This window comes from Vibrio sp. 1401, assembly GCF_033340295.1.
The window spans coordinates 1-22,675 of record NZ_JAWOWF010000057.1 but is presented as its reverse complement, the minus strand read 5'-3'; the positions used below and the strand labels follow the sequence as shown (position 1 = coordinate 22,675).

16 protein-coding genes are annotated in these 22,675 nt (G+C 45.4%); 10 read left to right on the top strand and 6 right to left on the bottom strand.

Annotated elements, in window-relative coordinates; all coding sequences use genetic code 11:
* The first annotated feature begins 12 nt into the window (after positions 1–12).
* The gene (gene rpoC / locus R7Z77_RS21220; protein WP_005382514.1) at positions 13–4,215 is read left to right on the top strand and encodes a DNA-directed RNA polymerase subunit beta'; all 4,203 of its coding nucleotides are present in this window, start codon (positions 13–15) and stop codon (positions 4,213–4,215) included.
* Positions 4,216–4,388: 173 nt separating this feature from the next.
* Here the strand turns inward: rpoC and R7Z77_RS21215 are convergent, their stop codons facing one another.
* A complete protein-coding gene (locus R7Z77_RS21215; protein WP_005382515.1) occupies positions 4,389–4,880 on the bottom strand; it encodes an Rsd/AlgQ family anti-sigma factor in 492 nt (163 codons plus the stop codon).
* Positions 4,881–5,057: 177 nt separating this feature from the next.
* Here R7Z77_RS21215 and nudC point away from each other — a divergent pair, with 177 nt between their 5' ends.
* Positions 5,058–5,855 carry an NAD(+) diphosphatase gene (nudC, locus tag R7Z77_RS21210; RefSeq protein WP_053307541.1) on the top strand — a complete coding sequence of 266 codons (798 nt, stop codon included), beginning with the start codon at positions 5,058–5,060 and terminating at the stop codon, positions 5,853–5,855.
* 247 nt (positions 5,856–6,102) lie between these two features.
* Positions 6,103–7,170 carry a uroporphyrinogen decarboxylase gene (gene hemE, locus R7Z77_RS21205; RefSeq protein ID WP_005384692.1) on the top strand — a complete coding sequence of 356 codons (1,068 nt, stop codon included), beginning with the start codon at positions 6,103–6,105 and terminating at the stop codon, positions 7,168–7,170.
* 240 nt (positions 7,171–7,410) lie between these two features.
* Here the strand turns inward: hemE and R7Z77_RS21200 are convergent, their stop codons facing one another.
* Together R7Z77_RS21200 and R7Z77_RS21195 are read right to left on the bottom strand one after the other, a co-directional pair.
* Positions 7,411–7,983, bottom strand: a complete 573-nt coding sequence (locus R7Z77_RS21200; RefSeq protein WP_005382518.1) for a uracil-DNA glycosylase family protein — start codon at positions 7,981–7,983, stop codon at positions 7,411–7,413.
* Positions 7,984–7,985: 2 nt separating this feature from the next.
* A complete protein-coding gene (locus tag R7Z77_RS21195; protein ID WP_005382519.1) occupies positions 7,986–8,909 on the bottom strand; it encodes a D-2-hydroxyacid dehydrogenase in 924 nt (307 codons plus the stop codon).
* A 66-nt stretch (positions 8,910–8,975) separates the two neighbouring features.
* On the opposite strand from R7Z77_RS21195, the gene R7Z77_RS21190 reads away from it, so the two are divergent.
* Positions 8,976–9,563 carry a YjaG family protein gene (locus tag R7Z77_RS21190; protein ID WP_005382520.1) on the top strand — a complete coding sequence of 196 codons (588 nt, stop codon included), beginning with the start codon at positions 8,976–8,978 and terminating at the stop codon, positions 9,561–9,563.
* Between the two features lie 79 nt (positions 9,564–9,642).
* Here the strand turns inward: R7Z77_RS21190 and R7Z77_RS21185 are convergent, their stop codons facing one another.
* Positions 9,643–10,776, bottom strand: a complete 1,134-nt coding sequence (locus R7Z77_RS21185) for a hemolysin family protein (RefSeq protein WP_054579646.1) — start codon at positions 10,774–10,776, stop codon at positions 9,643–9,645.
* A 253-nt stretch (positions 10,777–11,029) separates the two neighbouring features.
* On the opposite strand from R7Z77_RS21185, the gene hupA reads away from it, so the two are divergent.
* Positions 11,030–11,302 (top strand): nucleoid-associated protein HU-alpha, encoded by a 273-nt coding sequence (gene hupA / locus R7Z77_RS21180; RefSeq protein WP_005382524.1) that lies wholly within the window; start codon positions 11,030–11,032, stop codon positions 11,300–11,302.
* A gap of 39 nt (positions 11,303–11,341) precedes the next feature.
* On the top strand, positions 11,342–12,040 hold the full coding sequence (locus tag R7Z77_RS21175) for a DUF1481 domain-containing protein (protein ID WP_053307544.1): 699 nt from the start codon (positions 11,342–11,344) through the stop codon (positions 12,038–12,040).
* 85 nt (positions 12,041–12,125) lie between these two features.
* Here the strand turns inward: R7Z77_RS21175 and purD are convergent, their stop codons facing one another.
* Both purD and purH read right to left on the bottom strand, forming a co-directional pair.
* A complete protein-coding gene (purD, locus tag R7Z77_RS21170) occupies positions 12,126–13,415 on the bottom strand; it encodes a phosphoribosylamine--glycine ligase (RefSeq protein WP_318136815.1) in 1,290 nt (429 codons plus the stop codon).
* 194 nt (positions 13,416–13,609) lie between these two features.
* The gene (gene purH, locus R7Z77_RS21165; RefSeq protein ID WP_213968062.1) at positions 13,610–15,202 is read right to left on the bottom strand and encodes a bifunctional phosphoribosylaminoimidazolecarboxamide formyltransferase/IMP cyclohydrolase; all 1,593 of its coding nucleotides are present in this window, start codon (positions 15,200–15,202) and stop codon (positions 13,610–13,612) included.
* A gap of 265 nt (positions 15,203–15,467) precedes the next feature.
* Between purH and zntR the strand changes: the two genes are divergently transcribed.
* From zntR to R7Z77_RS21145, 4 genes are all read left to right on the top strand, one after another.
* Positions 15,468–15,866: a Zn(2+)-responsive transcriptional regulator gene (zntR, locus tag R7Z77_RS21160; protein WP_005382529.1), complete on the top strand. Its 399-nt coding sequence runs from the start codon at positions 15,468–15,470 to the stop codon at positions 15,864–15,866.
* A gap of 163 nt (positions 15,867–16,029) precedes the next feature.
* A complete protein-coding gene (gene cadC, locus R7Z77_RS21155) occupies positions 16,030–17,592 on the top strand; it encodes a lysine decarboxylation/transport transcriptional activator CadC (protein ID WP_005382530.1) in 1,563 nt (520 codons plus the stop codon).
* Positions 17,593–18,247: 655 nt separating this feature from the next.
* On the top strand, positions 18,248–19,591 hold the full coding sequence (gene cadB, locus R7Z77_RS21150; protein ID WP_005434864.1) for a cadaverine/lysine antiporter: 1,344 nt from the start codon (positions 18,248–18,250) through the stop codon (positions 19,589–19,591).
* Between the two features lie 117 nt (positions 19,592–19,708).
* Positions 19,709–21,844, top strand: coding sequence for a lysine decarboxylase CadA (locus R7Z77_RS21145; protein WP_136977327.1), 2,136 nt, complete (start codon positions 19,709–19,711; stop codon positions 21,842–21,844).
* Positions 21,845–22,675 lie beyond the last annotated feature (831 nt).

Genomic DNA, 22,675 nt, shown 5'->3' with positions numbered 1-22,675 from the left:
CAGGAGCTGATTGTGAAAGACTTATTAAACTTTCTAAAAGCACAGCATAAGACCGAAGAATTTGATGCAATCAAAATCGGTCTATCTTCACCAGACATGATCCGTTCATGGTCTTTCGGTGAAGTTAAAAAACCTGAAACGATCAACTATCGTACGTTCAAACCTGAACGCGATGGTCTGTTCTGTGCGCGTATCTTTGGTCCAGTTAAAGACTACGAATGTCTTTGTGGTAAGTACAAGCGCCTGAAGCACCGTGGTGTTATCTGTGAGAAGTGTGGTGTAGAAGTTACACAAACTAAAGTTCGTCGTGACCGTATGGGCCACATTGAACTGGCTTCACCAGTAGCTCACATCTGGTTCCTAAAATCGCTACCGTCTCGTATCGGTCTACTAATGGATATCCCTCTACGTGATATCGAACGCGTTCTGTACTTCGAAATGTACGTAGTAACAGAGCCTGGTATGACTGATCTAGAAAAAGGTCAGATGCTTACTGAAGAAGAGTATCTAGATCGTCTAGAAGAGTGGGGCGACGAATTCACTGCTAAGATGGGTGCGGAAGCTATCAAGGACCTACTAGGTTCTATGGATATGCACGCTGAAGCAGAACAAATGCGTGAAGAGTTAGAGACAACAAACTCTGAAACTAAGCGTAAGAAAGTAACTAAGCGTCTTAAGCTGGTAGAAGCGTTCATCGCATCGGGTAACAACCCTGAGTGGATGATCCTAACTGTACTTCCAGTACTTCCGCCAGATCTACGTCCTCTAGTACCTCTAGATGGCGGTCGCTTTGCGACTTCTGATCTTAACGATCTATACCGTCGTGTGATCAACCGTAACAACCGTTTGAAGCGTCTTCTAGAGCTAGCTGCTCCGGACATCATCGTACGTAACGAAAAACGTATGCTGCAAGAGTCTGTTGATGCGCTACTAGATAACGGTCGTCGTGGTCGTGCGATCACAGGTTCTAACAAGCGTCCTCTGAAATCTCTTGCTGATATGATCAAGGGTAAACAAGGTCGTTTCCGTCAGAACCTTCTAGGTAAACGTGTAGACTACTCTGGCCGTTCTGTAATCACAGTAGGTCCATACCTTCGTCTACACCAGTGTGGTCTTCCTAAGAAGATGGCACTTGAGCTATTCAAACCATTCATCTACAGCAAGCTAGAGACTCGTGGTCTTGCGACTACAATCAAAGCTGCTAAGAAAATGGTAGAGCGTGAAGAAGCGGTCGTTTGGGATATCCTAGACGAAGTAATCCGTGAACACCCAGTACTATTGAACCGTGCACCGACACTTCACCGTCTAGGTATCCAGGCGTTCGAACCAGTACTGATCGAAGGTAAAGCGATTCAGCTACACCCACTTGTTTGTGCGGCGTACAACGCGGACTTCGATGGTGACCAAATGGCGGTTCACGTACCTCTAACTCTAGAGGCACAGCTTGAAGCTCGTACTCTGATGATGTCGACAAACAACATTCTGTCGCCAGCGTCAGGTGATCCGATCATCGTACCTTCTCAGGACGTTGTATTGGGTCTGTACTACATGACTCGTGAAAAGATCAACGTGAAAGGTGAAGGCATGTACCTTTCTGGCCCAGAAGAGGCTGAGAAAGCATACCGCACTAAACAAGCTGAGCTTCACGCACGCGTTAAAGTACGTATTACAGAAACTGTTGTAGACGAAGATGGCAACAGCACTACAGAAACCAAGATGGTAGACACCACTGTTGGTCGTGCAATGCTATGGCAAATCGTGCCAGCTGGTCTACCGTACAGCATCGTTAACCAAAAGCTAGGTAAGAAGCAAATCTCTAACCTACTTAACGAGGCGTACCGTAAACTAGGTCTGAAAGACACAGTAATCTTCGCTGACCAAATCATGTACACAGGTTTCGCATACGCGGCACTTTCTGGTGTATCTGTTGGTATCGACGATATGGTTGTACCTGCAGCTAAGTACACTGAAATCGCAGAAGCGGAAGAAGAAGTACGTGAAATCCAGGAACAGTACCAATCGGGTCTTGTTACTGCGGGCGAACGCTACAACAAAGTTATCGATATCTGGGCATCGACCAACGACCGTGTTGCGAAAGCAATGATGGAAAACCTTTCATCTGAAACGGTAGTTAACCGTGACGGTGAAGAGGAACAGCAAGAGTCATTCAACAGCATCTATATGATGGCGGACTCGGGCGCTCGTGGTTCTGCAGCACAGATTCGTCAGCTTGCGGGTATGCGTGGTCTGATGGCGCGTCCAGATGGTTCAATCATCGAAACGCCGATCACAGCGAACTTTAAAGAAGGTCTAAACGTACTTCAGTACTTTATCTCAACGCACGGTGCTCGTAAGGGTCTTGCGGATACGGCACTGAAAACAGCGAACTCGGGTTACCTAACTCGTCGTCTAGTAGACGTTGCTCAAGACGTTGTTGTAACTGAACATGACTGTGGCACTCACGAAGGTGTCGACATGATGCCTCACATCGAGGGTGGTGATGTTAAAGTTGCACTTTCTGAGCTTGCTCTTGGTCGTGTTGTTGCTGAAGACGTACTAAAACCTGGCACTGAAGACGTTCTTATTCCACGTAACACCCTGATCGATGAGAAGTGGTGTCAAATCATGGAAGAGAACTCAGTAGACAGCATGAAAGTGCGCTCTGTAGTAACGTGTGATTCTGACTTCGGTTGTTGTGCACAATGTTACGGTCGTGACCTAGCACGTGGTCACCTAGTGAACCAAGGTGAAGCAGTGGGTGTTATTGCTGCTCAGTCTATCGGTGAGCCAGGTACACAGCTAACGATGCGTACGTTCCACATCGGTGGTGCGGCATCGACAGCAGCGGCAGAGAACAGTGTTCAAGTTAAGAACAACGGTTCTATCAAGCTACACAACGCTAAATCTGTATTGGCTGATGACGGTAAGATCGTTATCACTTCTCGTGCGACAGAGTTAACTATCGTTGATGAGTTTGGTCGTACTAAAGAGAAACACAAACTGCCTTACGGTACGCTACTAAGCAAAGGCGATGGTGATACAGTTCAAGCTGGCGAAACAGTTGCAAACTGGGAAGCGCACACACTACCTATCATTACCGAGGTAGCAGGTCGCATCCAGTTCGTAGATATGATCGACGGCGTAACAGTATCTCGTCAAACTGATGACCTAACTGGTCTATCTTCAAGCGAAGTAACTGACCCAGCAGCTCGCCCTTCAGCAGGTAAAGATATGCGTCCAGCTATCAAACTTGTTGACGAGCAAGGTAACGATGTAATGATCCCTGGTACTGATATGCCAGCTCACTACTTCCTACCTGGTAAAGCGATTGTGAACATCGAAGATGGCGCAGCAGTAGGTGTTGGTGCGACACTAGCACGTATTCCTCAGAAGTCTGGCGGTAACAAAGATATCACCGGTGGTCTTCCACGAGTTGCTGACCTATTTGAAGCACGTAAGCCGAAAGAGCCTGCAATCCTTGCTGAGCACACAGGTACTGTGAGCTTTGGTAAAGAGACGAAAGGTAAACGTCGCCTAGTGATCACACGTGAAAGCGGTGAAGCTTACGAAGAGATGATTCCTAAGCATCGTCAGTTGAACGTATTCGAAGGTGAAAAAGTTGAACGTGGTGATGTGATCGCAGATGGTCCAGAGTCTCCACATGACATCCTACGTCTACGTGGCGTACACGCGGTAACGCAGTACATTGCTAACGAAGTACAGGAAGTTTACCGTCTACAAGGCGTTAAGATTAACGATAAGCACATTGAAACTATCGTTCGTCAGATGCTACGTAAGTGTACTATTACCCACTCTGGTGACTCTGAGTTCCTACCTGGTGAACAGATTGAGTACTCACAAGTTAAGATTGCTAACCGTAACCTAGAAGCTGAAGGCAAAGAGCCTGCACGTTTCGAACGTGAACTACTAGGTATTACTAAAGCATCTCTAGCGACTGAGTCGTTCATCTCTGCGGCATCGTTCCAGGAGACAACTCGCGTACTAACAGAAGCTGCGGTTTCTGGTAAGCGTGATGACCTACGTGGTCTGAAAGAGAACGTAATTGTTGGTCGTCTGATCCCAGCTGGTACTGGTTTCGCATACCACCAAGAGCGTCAAGCTAAACGTTCTGAAGCGCAAGATGGTCCTTCTGCTGAGCAAGCAACGGATAACCTAGCGGCACTTCTAAACGCTGGTTTCTCTTCTGAAGAGTAAGTCATATAACGAGTAATCGTTAAAAGCTTAAGAAAAAGGCACCTTCGGGTGCCTTTTTAGTTTTTTATACTGCTTTGTTCTTCCGGTGGGATTTTCGATAAAGCTAGAAACAAAAAAGACCGACGATGATCGTCAGTCTTTTCTCTCACTCTATTTCTGAATGTTTGCAAATACTAAGCTCCAGGTGGCATAGACAGGCTTTCTGCGATTTGCTGTATCAGATAGTCCTCGACTTCAAAGCGAGTCTCAAGAATTTCCCCAATGAGACACATATCAGAATCGAAATCATTTAATTCATCATCTTCAGTCACTTCTGAGTACTTATCGTTAAAGTTCAATAATGGTTCAGTCGTTAGAACAATTTGACCATAGGTTTGATTGATCTCATTAGTCACGACAAAGCCGGTTGCTTTCCAACGGTCCATAACCATGTCATAAATTTTAAAGTGGCCTTCGGAGATGTAATCAACGAGGTGCTGACAGAAATCCTGCAGTTCGGAAGGAGATGGGAGTTCAATAACATTGGTTTTCGAACAAGGTTGCAGCGCTGCAAGCTTACAATATTCAACAATCAGGGATTGTCGTGTCTCTAACCAGTGATCAATGACATCACTTGAGCCACCCCACTGGTCTTGTGTTTGTTTGAATTTTCTTAGCATGACCATGCCCTCATGATCTGATCGCCCATCGGCGAACGTATCCTTTGCAAAGCAAAGTTAGTAAAGTTATTACAAACTCTTGTCCTTACTAGAATTTAGAGTGCACATTTACTTAACGATAAATTCTAGTATGAAATTAGATTGCCAGTAAAATGAACGAACTTCAAGCAAAGGGATGGTGTAATGTTAAGAAAAGGTGATGTTAACCGCGCGATAAATGCATACTGGTGTGTTGTTGCAGGAAGTGAAATTTGGCTGGTGGATGGTGCTGTGCCCTTCGGGTCTGCAGAGCAGTTATCACTGCCAGTAACGAGTGCAAGACCCATTGGTGAGTATTCTGGTTCGCCCGTCATGTGGCTTAACTTGGCCGATTTAGAGCATGATCTACCTTTAGTATCCCTGCGTGACTGCCTGCATTTTCCTGAGCCATTATTTATGTTGTTAAGTAAAGCTGTGCAATATGGGCACATGACGCAAAGTTTGCGCTTTTGTCCACAGTGCGGAGGAAGAAACTTTCTTAATAATAACCAGTTAGCCATGCAGTGTGGTGAATGTCGCACCCTTCATTATCCTAGAATATTTCCGTGTATTATCGTTGCTGTACGTAAAGAAAATCAGATTTTATTAGCCCAACATCCAAGGCATCGAAATGGTATGTATACGGTTATTGCTGGCTTCTTAGAAGTCGGTGAGACATTAGAAGAGTGTGTGGCTCGAGAAATTCATGAAGAAACGGGAATTCTCGTTAAAAATATTCGTTACTTTGGCAGCCAGCCTTGGGCTTTCCCATCCAGTATGATGATGGGGTTTTTAGCTGACTATGAATCGGGAGAGTTAAGTCCAGACTACACTGAGCTGTCTGATGCACGATGGTTTGGTATCGACGAGATGCCGCCTGTTGCGCCTAAAGGAACGATTGCAAGAGCACTTATCGAGCAGACGCTGAAAGATATAGACACTAATTATCTGATAAATAGATAAAAAAAACCCTCCGAGAGGGAGGGGGTAAGTAAGATGTCGTTATGAGATGCTGAGTACTAAGTACTCAGTTTATAATTGTAGTTTTCGCTAGCGAACAAATTTTTAACACTGATACCGATTGGGTGCAAATTAAGCATTGATTTAAAAGTTAATAACTTGATCCAGGTTGCAAAGCACACAGCTATTGGACTTAAATCAGTGATAGAATACCCCCTTTCACAGAAAGCCTAACAGTTGGAATTACGGAATGACTGAATTAAAAAATGATCGTTATCTGCGTGCGCTTTTAAAAGAGCCGGTAGATTACACGCCAGTATGGATGATGCGCCAGGCAGGTCGTTACCTACCAGAATACAAAGCGACTCGTGCAGAAGCGGGTGATTTCATGTCTTTGTGTCGAAATGCAGAATTAGCATCCGAAGTGACACTTCAACCATTACGCCGTTTTCCTCTTGATGCCGCGATCTTATTCTCGGACATCTTAACGATTCCAGATGCAATGGGGCTTGGTTTGCGTTTTGCTGCGGGTGAAGGACCTGTTTTTGATAACCCAATTACATGCAAAGCCGACGTGGAAAAAATTGGTTTGCCAGATCCTGAAGGTGAACTGCAATACGTAATGAACGCAGTACGCCAGATCCGTAAAGACCTGAAGGGTGAAGTGCCGCTGATTGGTTTTTCTGGTAGTCCTTGGACTCTTGCGACGTATATGATCGAAGGTGGTAGCTCTAAAGCGTTTACCAAGATCAAGAAGATGATGTACGCGGAACCACAAACTCTGCACCTACTTCTAGATAAGCTGGCAGACAGCGTTATCGAGTACTTAAACGCGCAAATTAAAGCGGGTGCGCAATCGGTAATGGTATTTGACACATGGGGTGGCGTACTAACGCCTCGTGATTACAATCTGTTCTCACTGCAATACATGCACAAGATTGTAGATGGTCTGATTCGTGAAAACGACGGTCGTCGCGTGCCAGTCACACTGTTTACTAAGAATGGCGGCATGTGGCTTGAGCAAATCGCAGCAACGGGCTGTGATGCGGTTGGTCTAGACTGGACAATCAACATTGCAGACGCGAAAGCACGTATCGGTGATAAAGTGGCGCTGCAAGGTAACATGGACCCATCAATGCTTTACGCTTCACCAGAGCGTATCCGTGAAGAAGTCGCGGGTATTCTAGAAGGTTTTGGTGATGCAGGTACTGGTCATGTGTTCAACCTAGGTCACGGTATCCATTTGGATGTGCCGCCAGAAAACGCGGGCGTATTTGTGGAAGCGGTACACGAGCTATCTAAGCCATACCACAAGTAAGTTAGATCTTTTGAAATCAAATACCGGCATTCAGTGCCGGTATTTTTTTGCCTAAAATTCATTTTTTCTATCTGAGACTCAAGGATGTACAGCTCTAGTAGTATTTGGCCTACCATGATCTAATTACTACTCTAGCTGTACATTAGACATTAAAATTTAATATAAACAAATACTTATAATTTCTGGTTTTATGTTCTAATTTTCTTGTACAGATAAACAAGCAATTAGATCATGGGTAACCTAAAGCATCGAGTGAACGCGTTTTTTAAGGTATGGTACGACGTCAGATTCAAACCAAGGATTCTTCTTTAACCACAATGTATTGCGTGGAGATGGGTGAGGGAGCGGGATAAAGTCCGGTTCCCAATCTTGCCATTGCTGAACAGTTTGCGTGAGCGTCTTTGGTTTGTTGGTGAGATAGTACTGCTGCGAGTACTGACCAATTAGTAGAGTGAGCTCTATATTGGGCAGTTGCTCAAGAATCTTTTTATGCCAAGTGGGCGCACATTCTTTACGAGGCGGTAAATCACCAGAGTTCCCTTTGCCTGGATAACAGAATCCCATTGGGACAATGGCAATTTTATTTGGGTCGTAGAAAACGTCTTTGTCGATATCGAGCCATTGGCGTAATCGATCACCACTTGGGTCATTCCAAGGTATCGAGGTTTTGTGTACACGTGTGCCAGGGGCCTGACCGATGATTAGGATGCGTGCCCCTTTTGCGGCTTGTACGACAGGGTTTGCACCCAAAGGTAAATTATCCGCGCAGATCTGGCAGGCCCTCACTTGCTGCAATAGCTCGTCTAACGACATTCTTAGTAACCCTTTTCGAAATCCACTTGATAATTTAATGAAAACCCATCGCGCCAGCGTAGATAGTTGTCAGCAAAAATCTCGATGACTTGCTCGGGAAAACTCAGCGCAGCAATGTGTGGAGTGATGGTGACTTGCGGTAGTTTCCAAAATGGATGCTCTACCGACAACGGTTCTTGCTCAAACACATCTAAGAAGGCGTGTTCTACCCAACGGTTTTTCAGAGCGAAGAGCAACCCTGCCTCATCCAGTACGTCGCCACGACCTACGTTAAACAATAACGCCTGATTTAGTTGGCTGAGCGTTTGACGATTAAGTAACTGTCGCGTCTCAGGTGTACTTGGTAGAGTATTCACAACGATGTCGGCTTGCTCAAATGCCTTACTTAGTTCATTGATATGAAAGGTCTGATGAAACTCGCCGCCTGGAGTAGGGATACCTGTGCGGTTAATACCGATAGTTTTTATCCCCATTGCTTTAGCGGCGTTGCCCAGATAGCCCCCAATGCTACCGGTACCAAGAATTACCATGGTTTTACTTTTTAATGACGTGTACAGGTGAGGCTGCCATTGTTTGTTTTGTTGCTGCTGGTGGTATCGGGCAAAGTGGCGGTAATGGGCAATACTGTAACCCAAAACATATTCAGCAATCAGTGGACCAAAGATGCCTCGAACGTTAGTTAGAGTATAGTCCTGACGAAGGCTAGGGGATGTTAAGGCGTTGACACCAGCAAACGTGGATTGTACCCATTCAAGCTGTGAAAACTCGTCTAAGCTTTGTGATAGTAAGGGTGGATCCGCTAGTACGATCTGAGCGGCTTCTGGTTGGTCGGTGAGACAAAGATCGGGCAGATTTTTCTCTGCCAGTAACGTTTTGTAGGTGTCGCGATGCTCTGAGAGCAGGAAAATCTGATTTGAATGCGGCATTAACTTTTTTCCCTGTGATGAATCAAGTACACTTTCGCTGTTTTTTTCTTCAATGATTGAGTGACTATGCTTAAGAATCCTCTTCAGGTTCGTTTAGAAAAACTAGAACCTTGGCAACAAATTACCTTTATGGCGTGTCTGTGTGAACGCATGTATCCAAACTATGCGATGTTTTGTGAGAATACAGAATTTGCTGACCCACGTGCTTACCGAGCGATTCTTGATAGTGTATGGGAAATTTTGACAGTTAAGAACGCGAAAATTAACTTCGAACGTCAATTGGAGAAGTTAGAAGAGTTGTTCCCAAGTGCGGATGAGTTCGATTTTTACGGCGTTTACCCAGCGATGGACGCGTGTCAGGGTTTGTCTACGTTACTGCATGGTCTATTGGACCGCGACTACCTTTTCGATTCAATGCTTAAAGTGAGTCAACAGTCGGTACAAACCGTTGCTGATCTAGAGCAAGCACAAGGCGCAGAGCCAATCACTAACGACAACCAGAAAGAAAACGAAGCCGTATGTGAAGAGTGGGACGTCCAGTGGGCTATCTTCCGTCCGCTGCGTGAAGCGGTAGAACGTGACATCAGCTTGATTAAAGATTTGCGTGAAGAGCTACGTGAAGAAGGTGTGAGCAACATCGGTATTGCACTTTAATCGTTGAATAAATAGAAAAAGGCATCCTAACTGGATGCCTTTTTTGTTTGTGCGTTTAAGCTGTTATACCTAATGCTGATTACGATTCTTTCGAGTCGGATTTCGGTGGCTCTTGAGCTTCTGGCTCTTTATCCTGCTTCTCCGGCTCATTATCTTCTTCATCGTCATCGCGGCTTTCGATTACGCCGTGCATTTCTTTCCAGCTTTCCCAGCGTTGGTAAGCCAGCTCCTGCATGTCAGTGCTTTTATCTGCTTCGTCGATGATCTCCTCGCCTACGAGGTGTTCAAAAATATCTTCCAACGTTACCAAACCTAGCACGGTACCGTATTCATCAACAACAAGTGCCAGCTGTAAGCGATGAGTCATCATCTGGTCGAATACTTTAGGTAAAGTGGTATTGTTTAGCACCACTTGAATTGGGCGCATGATTGCTCCCAACTGTTTCTGTCCACAACCTGATTGTTGTAGTTTGAACAACTCAAGGCGATGCACAAAACCAATGATGTTATCTTTCTGTTCGCTGTAAACCAATGGGCGTGAGAAAGGCGTATCTTTGTGTTTTTCTAGGAACTCATTGATGGTCATTGTGGCATCGACACGGAATACTACTGGTCGTGGCGTCATAACCTGCGTTACGGGTACATCTTGGATGCCAAGCAAGTTGCTTAAGATTTTTGATTCACCCTCGGCAAATTCACCGCTTTCACGTGCCAGAATCGCCATTGCAGACAGCTCATCACGCATCTTTGGAGCTTCGTGGTTACGAGCAAGACGCTTGGTGATTTGCTCTGAGAACCAAACAAAGGGTGTAAGCGCCCATACCATCCAACGCAATGCGACCGCGGCAGCGGGTGCCAACTGGCGCCAGTAGGTCGCGCCAATCGTCTTCGGTACGATTTCTGAAAGCACTAAGATCGCCAATGTCAGCACTGCCGAAAAGATACCTAATGCTTCGCTACCAAATACAACCGCAGCTTGTGCACCAGCAGTGGCCGCGCCGATCGTGTGAGCGATGGTGTTTAAAGTCAGAATAGATGCCAGTGGTCGGTCGATATCTGATTTCAGCTTAGCCAATTGCCCAGCTGCGGGATGCCCCTGTTGATTGAGCTGCGCAATGTAGCTCGGACTGATACTCAGCAGTACCGCCTCCAGCACCGAACAGATAAACGAAATGCCGATTGCAATAGAGATATAAATGGATAACAGCAGCATAGTTGCCCTTGAATGTAGTTTGATAGTGGTTATTTGCAGCTATTATAACCGCAAAAGTGACTTATAAATTGGTCCAAATACCTTGGAAAGCAAGGGTTTTCAGGGGGTATGTGGTAACAAATTGTGAGTTATTACTCATATTATGGCTAAAAGTACGTCAGAAAATCGAAAGATCGCTTACAAACCTTTGCCAGATGGGGCATTTATGTTTTAGAGTGAGACGAATTCGATAACCTATGAGAAGGGAAACCTAATGAACAAGACCCAATTAATCGACTTTATCGCAGAGAAAGCAGACCTATCAAAAGCACAAGCAAAAGCTGCTCTTGAAGCGACTCTTGATGGTGTAACTGGCGCACTTAAAGAGGGTGACCAAGTTCAACTAATTGGTTTTGGTACATTCAAAGTAAACCACCGCGCTGCACGTACTGGTCGTAACCCTAAGACTGGTGACGAGATTCAAATCGCAGCAGCTAACGTACCAGCATTCGTAGCAGGTAAAGCGCTGAAAGAATCAGTAAACTAAGTTAGAATGCACCGAGGTATCCTGCCTCGGTGCAATTTCATGAAAAAACATCTACTCACTTCACTTCTCCTATCTAGCCTTACCCTTTTTGGCTGTTCATCGGTTGAAACTCCTAATTTAGAACAATTCACGCATTTTTCTGGTGGTAAAGTTGCGGGAGATGCTAGCAGCTTGTACTGGATGACAGAGAAACTCACTCGTGTGAGTACGGCGGCTGATTATGTGACAATGGGGGACAATGGTTGGTTCAAGAGTGATTATCGCTGGGATGAAGGTGAGTTGCGAGAGTTGATTCGAAAAGGCGAGCAAGTTGATACCAAACAAGAGTTGGTGCCTTTTCAAATCCACATCCGTTTCAATAAAGATGGCGAAGCGGTTTACCAACAATATCGTGTTAACCGTAAAGTCTTACCACTCCAGCATGACCAATTAGAGCGCTACAAAGCAGAAGCGAATGACGTAGTGGCATCGGTTAAGGCGCAGTCTCGTAACAATCAGAGCCTTATTCAAGGTTATTGGAATGGTCAATCGTTTGAAACCTGCAAAGGTAAGGTGTTCTCGACACTCGAGTTTAATCAGACGCTGCCAAAATTTATTATCGAGCGTCTCTCATCGGTAGACAGTTATGTGGCTTTTGTCGGCAAGCAGTCACGAAACAAAGCAATGGTCGATGAACTGTTGATGCTCAATGACGATGACTTTGATTGTGTTTCTCGGCCAAAGTTGATCTCTGAATAAACATTGCTTCGAATTCTGTCGAACAAGAACAATAAAAAAAGGCGCTGAGTGCGCCTTTTGTTTTTTGAGCCAACTTATGTTGTTTTTATTTGTCTTGCTCACGTGCAATTGCACGGTAGCCGATGTCGTTGCGATGGAACATGCCATCCCAACTGATCTGTTTTGCAAGCTCGTAAGCACGCTGCTGCGCTTCTGATACGCTGTTGCCAAGTGCGGTTGCACAAAGAACACGACCACCGTTTGTCACGATGTCGCCATCTTTGTTACCTGTACCAGCATGGAAGACTTTTTCGCCTTCAATTTCAACTTGTGGCAGACCCGAAATAACGTCGCCTTTGTTGTACGCTGCTGGATAACCACCGGCTGCTAGCACGATACCAATCGATGCTCGTGGATCCCACTTCGATTCCGCTTGATCCAGTTTCTCGTCGATTGCCGCTAGACACAGATCAACAAGATCCGATTCCATGCGCATCATGATAGGTTGTGTCTCAGGATCACCGAAGCGGCAGTTGTACTCGATTACTTTCGGAGTGCCGTCTTTGTCGATCATCAGACCCGCGTATAGGAAACCAGTGTAAGGGTTACCTTCAGCGGCCATGCCACGTACCGTTGGGTAAATCACTTCTTCCATAATGCGGTTATGGATTTCTTGTGTCACCACTGGAGCAGGAGAATATGCACCCATGCCACCGGTGTTAGGACCAGTATCTTTGTCGCCTACGCGTTTGTGGTCTTGGCTGGTGGCCATTGGTAGAACGTTCTCACCATCCACCATCACGATGAAGCTTGCTTCTTCACCATCTAGGAATTCTTCGATAACGACACGACTACCAGCATCACCAAATGCGTTGCCTGCTAGCATGTCTTTGATTGCGTCTTCCGCTTCTTCTAGCGTCATTGCCACAATCACGCCTTTACCAGCAGCAAGGCCGTCGGCTTTCACCACAATCGGCGCACCTTGCTCACGCACGTAAGCCAGTGCAGGCTCGATTTCAGTGAAGTTCGCGTAGGCACCCGTTGGGATTTGGTGACGAGCAAGGAAGTCTTTAGTAAACGCTTTAGAGCCTTCAAGCTGTGCTGCTGCTTGGGTCGGGCCGAATATTGGCAAACCTGCTTCGCGGAACGCATCAACCACACCAATAACCAGCGGTGCTTCTGGGCCAACGATAGTCAGTTCAATCGCCTTCTCTTTGGCGAAAGCAACAAGGCCAGCGATGTCTTCTACATCGATGTTTACGTTCTCTAGTTTTGGCTCTAGTGCTGTACCTGCGTTGCCTGGTGCAACGAAGATAGTCTCAACATTTGGGTTTTGTGCCGCTTTCCAACCTAGCGCATGTTCACGACCGCCTGAACCAATGATTAAAACTCGCATATGAAAATCCTTAATCTTATAAATGCCGTTTGCTCACACTCAGATATTTCGCAAAGACCTGAGTATGGCCTCTCTAATTCAATGGGACGAGGACAAGGCGACAAGTGAACTTATTCCTATGAGCATAGTATGCTATGTGATTAGGATAAGTGAACGCCGTCAACGCAGTTATCGTCCCAGTGAAGACGAGAGGATTAGTGGCGGAAGTGACGCATACCGGTAAAGATCATCGCCATGCCGTGTTCGTCTGCCGCTGCGATAACTTCGTCATCACGCATAGAACCACCTGGTTGGATCACACACTTGATGCCCGCTTCTGCAGCCGCGTCGATACCGTCACGGAATGGGAAGAATGCATCTGATGCCATTACACAACCTTCAACCTGTAGACCTTCGTCTGCAGCTTTGATGCCCGCGATTTTCGCAGAGTAAACGCGGCTCATTTGGCCAGCACCTACACCGATAGTCATGTCGCTTTTCGAGTAAACGATCGCGTTAGATTTCACGTATTTCGCTACTTTCCAGCAAAACAGTGCATCTTTCAGCTCTTCTTCTGTTGGCTGGCGCTTAGAAACCACTTTTAGGTCGTCTAGGCTTACCATGCCTTGGTCACGGTCTTGAACCAGTAGACCGCCATTCACGCGTTTCACGTCAAAGCCAGTTGTCTTAGTTGTCCATTCGCCACACTCAAGTAGACGCACGTTCTTCTTCGCTGCAACCACTTCAATCGCTTCAGCAGAAACAGAAGGTGCGATGATCACTTCAACGAATTGACGCTCAACAATAGCGGTTGCTGTTGCTGCGTCTAGCTCTTGGTTGAATGCAATGATGCCGCCGAATGCAGATGTTGGGTCAGTTTGGTAAGCACGGTTGTACGCTTCTAGGATGTCTTTACCTAGAGCAACACCGCATGGGTTTGCGTGTTTTACGATTACACATGCTGGCTCGTTGAACTCTTTCACACACTCAAGCGCTGCGTCCGTGTCTGCGATGTTGTTGTAAGAAAGGGCTTTACCTTGGATTTGGCGAGCAGTAGAAACGGATGCTTCTTGTGGGTTTGCTTCAACGTAGAATGCGGCTGCTTGGTGGCTGTTCTCACCGTAGCGCATGTCTTGCTTCTTCTCGAACTGTTGGTTGAACGTACGAGGGAATTTGCTCTCTTCATCTCCGTCTTTGTTCTCACCGTAAGATGGAACCATAGTGCCGAAGTAGTTTGCGATCATGCCGTCGTAAGATGCTGTGTGCTCGAATGCTGCGATAGCTAGGTCGAAACGAGTTTCTAGTGTTAGAGACTTCTCGTTTGCGTCCATCTCTGCAATTACGCGGCCGTAATCACCTGCGTTAACAACGATAGTCACGTCTTTGTGGTTTTTCGCTGCAGAACGAACCATGGTTGGGCCGCCGATATCGATGTTTTCAACAGCGTCGGCTAGTGTACAGCCTTCTTTGGCAACGGTTTCTGCGAATGGGTATAGGTTTACGACAACCATATCGATAGGGTTGATGCCGTGCTTTTCCATCACGTCATCATCTTGGCCACGACGACCAAGCACACCACCGTGAACTTTTGGGTGAAGCGTTTTAACGCGGCCGTCCATCATTTCTGGGAAACCAGTGTAGTCAGAGACTTCAGTTACGGCGATGCCTTGTTCGGCAAGTAGGCGAGCTGTACCACCAGTAGATAGGATATCGACACCGCGCTCAGCAAGAGCTTGCGCAAACTCAACAATGCCTGTTTTGTCTGATACGCTGATAAGCGCACGGCGAATAGGACGAGCGTTATTCATGCTTCCATTTTCCTCAAATTCACGGAGTTAAAGATGTTTGCCAAAAATGAACTTGTTTTTACCTCTTGGGGTAAAATATTGGCCAGTTTTGGTAAAGACCTTTGCAGGGTGTTTTCTGGTTAGAAAACAGTCTCCACATTTGATGGCGCGTATTCTAACCAATTTATTACAAAAAAGCTCGCGCAATCGTTTGGCATCTCAAAAATAATTGCAAAAAAGTCGTTCTTTAGCTTTAAAAGTAACGAGATAGTTAATAGGGAAAGTTATGTTTCAGATAGGTGAACTGGCAAAACGTTGTGGTGTGACTGCCGATACATTGCGTTTCTACGAGAAAAACGCGCTAATAAAACCCGCAGGGCGAAGCGAATCAGGCTACCGCTTGTATGATGAAGAGAATCAAAAGCAGGTGCACTTTATCCTCAAAGGTAAAGATCTTGGCTTGAGTCTGGATGAAATTAAAGACCTGTTAGAAATTAAGTTAGAAGCGACAGAACACAGCTGTGCAGAGGTAAAAGCCATTACTTCTGCTAAGTTAGAGCTGATTGATGGGAAAATTAACGAGCTGACGAAAATTCGCCGAGCGTTAAAGAAGATTAATGATGCTTGTTGTGGTCATACAGACGATGACGCCACACATTGCTCTATCCTCGCAGCACTTGAGTAGTCTCATTCTTGCATCACTTAACTTAAGTTTGCATTTTTGGCGACTTGCTTTTCTAGGTACACGCTGCTTTCCCACCTATAATCTTGCCTTTAGTTACTTGTAGGAATTGACCATTGTCTGATTCCTAGCGTAACGCTGTCTGTAGATACGAGAGTTTTCATACATGGTTGGAGTCTATTTTCAAATCAATGACTGGGTTTTGAGCGTTGATGAAAATAAGCTGTATCGACAAGATAGGGAAGTTACTGTTGAGCCACGCTTAATTAATCTTTTGCACTTCTTAGCGGAGCATGCGAATGAGGTGTTCAACCGCGAGGAATTGATTCAGTACGTTTGGGCTGGAGCGATTGTGACCGATCAAGTGGTGACTCAATCCATCTTTGAGTTGCGTAAGCTACTACGTGACGGTCGAGAGGAAAATACCAACTACGTTATCACGGTGCCCAAGCGTGGCTATAAGCTGGTAGCGAACGTGGTTACTATGACGCATGAAGAGTTTGTCACAAGTCGGCAAAATGAAGAGATCCCACCTTCGGTTGAAGAATCGGAAGAGGATTGTCTACCTATAGCACCAGCCGTTACCTTTCCTGCCGGTCCTCTAACTCGCGCGGTCTGCGAGATGTCAAAAGAGAAAAAAGCACCTCAGAGCAAAAACAAAATCAGTCCTTGGCGATTGGGAATTATGAACTTCATCTGGATCAGTATGTTGGTCGTAGTGATGGGCGTGTTTACCTACAAGCAATCGGAAGTGCGTATTACCCAAGCCATCGATACCCATCTGATTGAGTTCAAGTTTCAAGATAATTTTACAAATGAAGGATTAAGCTACGATTTGGCAGACGGATTCGCCCAAAAGTTGATGTCCGACATTGCTCAAGTCAGTGATTACCGAGTCATGCTAAAGAAGGCGTCGTTTACTTCTGGCATTGTGCCTGGTAAATCGGTTGTGGTGAGAGTTCGTGAGAATGACGGTGGCAGCTTTTTAGAGGTGGAATATCGCAATAACTCATCTGAAAAAGTGTTGTTTAGTCGTCAATACGCGTTAACCAGTAGTCATTTAAAGACAGTGCTTCAACAAGCATCGTTGGATTTGATGCAAGTGCTGAAAGTATCGGATGCCAAATTGAAATCTACGATGCTGGTGGCGGGAATGCCAATGAATCCCGACGCGTTGGAGTTGTTTGTTCAGGCTAACCATTACCTTAATGTCTCTGATACTAAACAATTCCGCCAAGGTATCGACTTGATGGAAAACATTTTAGAAATCGAGCCGGATAATGCTTACGTTCAAGCTGAGTTGTTGATTGCTTACCATGTACAAAAGGCTCTTGATTTCTCACAGGAGTTGAAGAAAGGGCGAATGCAGCAGCTCAGTGAAGCACTAGAGACTAATGTGAAAATGATGGTGGGGCCAATTCAACCGCGAATTTATGAAGCTTTAGCACTGCACGAAACCATCATTGGTGACATGGCGTTAGCCAAGCGGCATCTCGGACAGGCATTGAGGTTACGTGATTCAGTGCTTTCCTATGTGATTCGCGGTAAGCACGCCGAATTGGATGGTGATCTGGATTTAGCCAGTGAGTCTTACAGTGAAGCTTTCTATATTGATACGTCGGTTGAGACGTACCTGCTGTGCGAAAACTTGGTCTTCCCAAGTAACATGAAGGCGATTGATTACGCCATGTATCGCGCCGTTCACCCTTCTGTCGTTCGAATGCTTTAATTCTCTCGGACTCAACGTCAGTCTAATGCTAGCCCCTCATTTCGGTGAGGGGCTTTTTTGTCGCTGTCGAAAAGTGAAAAGGGTGAGGCGGTGGGGCAATGACTTACGAAGGAGCTAACAACGCAAGCTTGCAACGGGAATACATACCCGCTTTGCTTCTCTATCTCTATCTCTATCTCTATTGATTGTATGAAGTGTCTGGCTGAGTTATGTGGCGAGAATGATTTTGATGCTTTCTTGCAGGCGAGATGAATATTGATGTGGGTCAAAAAGCGCGATCAGGGAGAGATTTATGGAATCAACACTTCAGGGAATTAACCCTTCGGGATGGGGAAGTTGATAGAGGTTGATAACTTTTATCGCGATGACCAACGAGTTGATGAGAGTTTATCTATCGGTAGAAGGTTTGATGTTTTTCTTATAACTAAATGAATAATATGGTTTTATATTTTTGTGTTTATCATGTTTACCTCAACTTGATGTTGATTAACTAATCATTTTATTGATAACCCCAAGTTTATTTTTTTCCCAGTTTTTGGGCGTAGTCTTCACTTCGAAATTTAGCGAGGTCGAGCAGGTTCTTCCTCATAGCATCTCGCTAATAACCATTCAGTTTGAGTCATGTTGACTCGAGTAGAATAGATTTGGAGATGTTATGTCATCGAATGCGAAAAAAATCGGCCTTATTGCCTGTACGGGTGTCGTAGCCGGTAATATGATGGGTAGTGGTATCGCACTATTACCTTCTAGTCTTGCCTCTGTAGGCTCTGTTTCAATCTTCAGTTGGCTGATCTGTTTGGTCGGTGCACTGAGTCTGGCGTTTGTTTACGCTCGTCTGGCAACCAAAAACCCACAAGAAGGTGGTCCTATCGCTTATGCTGGCGAAGTGTCTCCGGTATTTGGTTTCCAAACGGGCGTTCTTTATTACCACGCGAACTGGATTGGTAACCTGGCTATTGCCATTACAGGTGTTTCTTACCTTTCAGTATTCTTCCCTGTGCTTAATAACCCAATCCCAGCAGGTATTGCGACGATTGCATCGGTATGGATCTTCACTTTCGTCAACCTACTTGGTGGTAGCTGGGTAAGCCGTCTATGTACGCTTGGTCTAGTTCTTATCCTTATCCCAGTTGTTGGTACAGCTGCATTTGGTTGGACGCACTTCGATACTGCGCTTTACAGCCAAAACTGGAACGTATCAGCAGGCACTGACAGCCACGCGGTAGTAACAGCGGTTCTTATCTGTCTATGGTCATTCGTAGGTGTGGAATCAGCAGCGGTATCGACTGGTATGGTAGAAAACCCTAAACGTACTGTACCACTAGCAACTATGTTGGGTACTGGTATCGCAGGTGTGATTTACATCCTATCAACTCAAATGATCAGCGGCATGTTCCCAGCGTCAGAAGTTGCGGCATCAGGTGCGCCATTTGCACTAGCAACCACTGAGCTATTCGGTAGCTGGACAGCACCATTCGTATCAGCATTCACAGCGCTAGCATGTTTCACTTCGCTAGGTTCTTGGATGATGCTAGTAGGTGAAGCAGGTAAACGCGCAGCAAACGACGGCAACTTCCCTAAAATCTACGGCGAAACTGACAAAAACGGTGTGCCTAAGAAAGGTCTAATCCTTGCGTCAATCAAGATGACTGCACTGATGGTTGTACTGATGTTCTTCAGCTCTAAAACAGCGCACGCATCAGACCTGTTCAACCAACTAACGACTGACGCAGTTCTACTAACGATGCTGCCTTACTTCTACTCAAGCATTAACTTGATTCGCTTCGAAGGTATGACAACACGCAACGGCTTCGTAATGCTGTTCTCTGGTGTGGCTTGTCTGTTCTGCTTCATCGCATTAGCAGGTGCAGAGGGCGGTACGCTAACAGCAACCTTCATCGTGTCTCTCGTTATCTTGATGTTCTACAGCAAAAAAGCAGGTCTTGCTCAGTACGTGAAAATGCACGCTGACGACATGCCTGCCCAAGCAAGCAACTAATCCCCAAAACGCTGGCACTAAGGTGCCAGCCCATAAAACCCAAATTCACACGGCGCTCACCTTACTCATTGCCTGTAAATGGCAAAGAGCGCCCTCATTCGCCTTGGAGATGTCCAAATGAATATATTCGCTATCTTGAACCACATGGGTGTGTTCTTTAAAGAAGAGCCAGTTCGTCAACTTCACGCTGCTCTTGAGAAAGCGGGCTACGAAGTGGTTTACCCAGTAGATGATAAAGACTTGATCAAAATGATTGAGATGAACCCACGCATTTGCGGTGTGCTGTTCGACTGGGATAAATACTCACTAGAGCTATGTGAACGTATCAGCCAAATCAACGAAAAACTGCCTGTTCACGCATTTGCTAACGAACAGTCTACTCTAGACATTTCACTAACAGACCTACGTCTAAACGTGAGCTTCTTCGAGTACGCTTTAGGTATGGCTGACGACATCGCTATCAAAATCAACCAAGCGACTGAGGCATATAAAGATGCCATCATGCCTCCATTCACTAAAGCGCTATTCAAATACGTAGAAGAAGGTAAATACACCTTCTGTACTCCAGGTCACATGGGTGGTACTGCATTCCAGAAAAGCCCTGCTGGTAGCATCTTCTACGATTTTTATGGTCCAAACACATTTAAAGCGGACGTATCAATCTCAATGCCTGAGCTAGGTTCTCTACTAGACCACTCAGGTCCACATAAAGATGCAGAAGAATACATCGCACGTACATTCAATGCAGACAGCTCGTACATCGTAACTAACGGTACGTCTACATCGAACAAAATCGTTGGTATGTACTCAGCACCTGCGGGCAGCACAGTACTGATTGACCGTAACTGTCACAAATCTCTGACTCACCTAATGATGATGAGCGACGTGACACCAATCTACTTCCGCCCAACTCGTAACGCATACGGCATCCTTGGTGGTATTCCACAAAGCGAATTCAGCCACGATGTCATTGCAGAGAAAGTGGCGAAAACACCAGGTGCAACAGCACCAACTTACGCAGTAGTGACTAACTCAACTTACGATGGTCTGTTGTACAACACACAATTCATCAAAGAGTCGCTAGATTGTAAACACATCCACTTCGACAGTGCTTGGGTGCCTTACACTAACTTCAACCCAATTTACGAAGGTAAATGTGGTATGAGTGGTGAAGCGATGCCAGGCAAAGTGTTCTACGAAACACAATCAACACACAAACTGTTGGCAGCGTTCTCACAAGCTTCAATGATTCACGTGAAAGGCGACTTTGATAAAGAATCTTTCAACGAAGCATTCATGATGCACACTTCAACTTCACCTCAGTACGGCATTGTTGCTTCTACTGAAACTGCAGCGGCAATGATGCGCGGCAACACTGGTAAGAAGTTGATGCAAGACTCTATCGATCGCGCAATCCGCTTCCGTAAAGAGATCAAACGTCTAGAAGCAGAAAGCGACAGTTGGTTCTTCGATGTATGGCAACCAGAAAACATCGATACCACAGAATGTTGGAAACTAGACCCTAGCGACACATGGCACGGCTTCAAGAACATGGATGACAACCACATGTATCTTGACCCAATCAAAGTAACGCTATTGACTCCTGGGATGAATAAAGAAGGCGAACTAGAAGAATCAGGTATTCCTGCTTCGCTGGTGGCTAAATTCCTAGACGAGCGCGGCATTGTGGTAGAGAAAACAGGTCCATACAACTTGTTGTTCCTATTCTCTATCGGTATCGACAAATCAAAAGCAATGCAATTGCTACGTGGTCTAACTGAATTTAAACGTGGCTACGACTTGAACCTAACCATCAAGAGCTTCCTACCTTCGCTATACAACGAAGACCCAAGCTTCTATGAAGGCATGCGCGTTCAAGAACTAGCACAAGCAATTCATGACCTAACTAAGAAATACAACCTACCAGAGCTAATGTACAAAGCGTTCGATGTACTTCCAGAAATGAAAGTAACACCACACGCAGCATGGCAAGAAGAGCTTCGTGGCAACATCGAAGAAATCAAACTGGAAGAAATGGTTGGCCGCGTAAGTGCGAACATGATCCTTCCTTACCCTCCAGGTGTGCCACTAGTACTTCCTGGTGAAATGGTGACTCAAGAGTCTCGCCCTGTGCTGGACTTCCTAGAGATGCTCTGTGAGATCGGTGCGCATTACCCAGGTTTCGAAACCGACATCCACGGTCTATACCAACAAAAAGATGGTAGCTACACCGTAAAAGTATTGAAGAACTAAGTTCCTCTCGAAGATGACGCCATTGGGAATGCAAGCATGCTCCACTCTTACGAGCTCAATGCGTCATCGAACAATAACGACATTTAGATATACCCCTAACTAATCTGTCGTAAAGAGAAGGGCAAGGATGCTCTGATCTTTTCTTCTATATAGAAGAAACTCTTTTCCAAGACTTCACCTGAAGTACCCCAAATAAAAAGCAAAGACCAAAAGAGCAGTTCGTCATCGTTCTGCTCTTTTTTTATCTTTTATACAGCAGGACGAAGAGAAAAAGCGCGTTGAGTGAAGATCATTTGCTTCAATTGCATCAAATTTGAAGATCGTAATTCAGGTAGAAACGCCCTTTTTCTTGAGGAAAGATCCTTTTAAATGAGAGAAAATAGCCAAGATCGCTTGGTATATACACAAAGTGATTGCTATTTGTTCGGTTGAAAGTTTTTTTGCAAAAAACGCTTGTACTAATTTCTCAACTCCCTATACTGCGCATCCACCGACACGGAGTGAGACGAAAGTCACACAGCGAGTCGGAATTGAGAGAAAAGAAATTTGAAAAAAATGCTTGACTCTCTCACGGTGTGAAGTAAGATACGCACCCCTAACGACGAGCAACTAAGTTGCTGAAAATGTTAGAAAAGCTCTTTAAAAACAAGAACCTATCAATCTGTGTGGGCACTCGTTGATGATAATCCAATTCGATACTTCGGTATCAAATTAGGTTTCAATGAAACGAAGTGACCATTGAATCTTCGGATTCAGCACAGTCAATTCAAACATTACTTTATGTAATGTTCAGTATTCATTGAGCCGAACAAAATCTTAAATTGAAGAGTT

What these genes read in the sequence shown, in the direction of transcription:
- R7Z77_RS21215 (WP_005382515.1), bottom strand. Translation starts at nt 4,880, where the DNA reads ATGGTCATGCTAAGAAAATTCAAACAAACACAAGACCAGTGGGGTGGC.
- nudC (WP_053307541.1), top strand. Translation starts at nt 5,058, where the DNA reads ATGTTAAGAAAAGGTGATGTTAACCGCGCGATAAATGCATACTGGTGT.
- hemE (WP_005384692.1), top strand. Translation starts at nt 6,103, where the DNA reads ATGACTGAATTAAAAAATGATCGTTATCTGCGTGCGCTTTTAAAAGAG.
- R7Z77_RS21200 (WP_005382518.1), bottom strand. Translation starts at nt 7,983, where the DNA reads ATGTCGTTAGACGAGCTATTGCAGCAAGTGAGGGCCTGCCAGATCTGC.
- R7Z77_RS21195 (WP_005382519.1), bottom strand. Translation starts at nt 8,909, where the DNA reads ATGCCGCATTCAAATCAGATTTTCCTGCTCTCAGAGCATCGCGACACC.
- R7Z77_RS21190 (WP_005382520.1), top strand. Translation starts at nt 8,976, where the DNA reads ATGCTTAAGAATCCTCTTCAGGTTCGTTTAGAAAAACTAGAACCTTGG.
- R7Z77_RS21185 (WP_054579646.1), bottom strand. Translation starts at nt 10,776, where the DNA reads ATGCTGCTGTTATCCATTTATATCTCTATTGCAATCGGCATTTCGTTT.
- hupA (WP_005382524.1), top strand. Translation starts at nt 11,030, where the DNA reads ATGAACAAGACCCAATTAATCGACTTTATCGCAGAGAAAGCAGACCTA.
- R7Z77_RS21175 (WP_053307544.1), top strand. Translation starts at nt 11,342, where the DNA reads ATGAAAAAACATCTACTCACTTCACTTCTCCTATCTAGCCTTACCCTT.
- purD (WP_318136815.1), bottom strand. Translation starts at nt 13,415, where the DNA reads ATGCGAGTTTTAATCATTGGTTCAGGCGGTCGTGAACATGCGCTAGGT.
- purH (WP_213968062.1), bottom strand. Translation starts at nt 15,202, where the DNA reads ATGAATAACGCTCGTCCTATTCGCCGTGCGCTTATCAGCGTATCAGAC.
- zntR (WP_005382529.1), top strand. Translation starts at nt 15,468, where the DNA reads ATGTTTCAGATAGGTGAACTGGCAAAACGTTGTGGTGTGACTGCCGAT.
- cadC (WP_005382530.1), top strand. Translation starts at nt 16,030, where the DNA reads ATGGTTGGAGTCTATTTTCAAATCAATGACTGGGTTTTGAGCGTTGAT.
- cadB (WP_005434864.1), top strand. Translation starts at nt 18,248, where the DNA reads ATGTCATCGAATGCGAAAAAAATCGGCCTTATTGCCTGTACGGGTGTC.
- R7Z77_RS21145 (WP_136977327.1), top strand. Translation starts at nt 19,709, where the DNA reads ATGAATATATTCGCTATCTTGAACCACATGGGTGTGTTCTTTAAAGAA.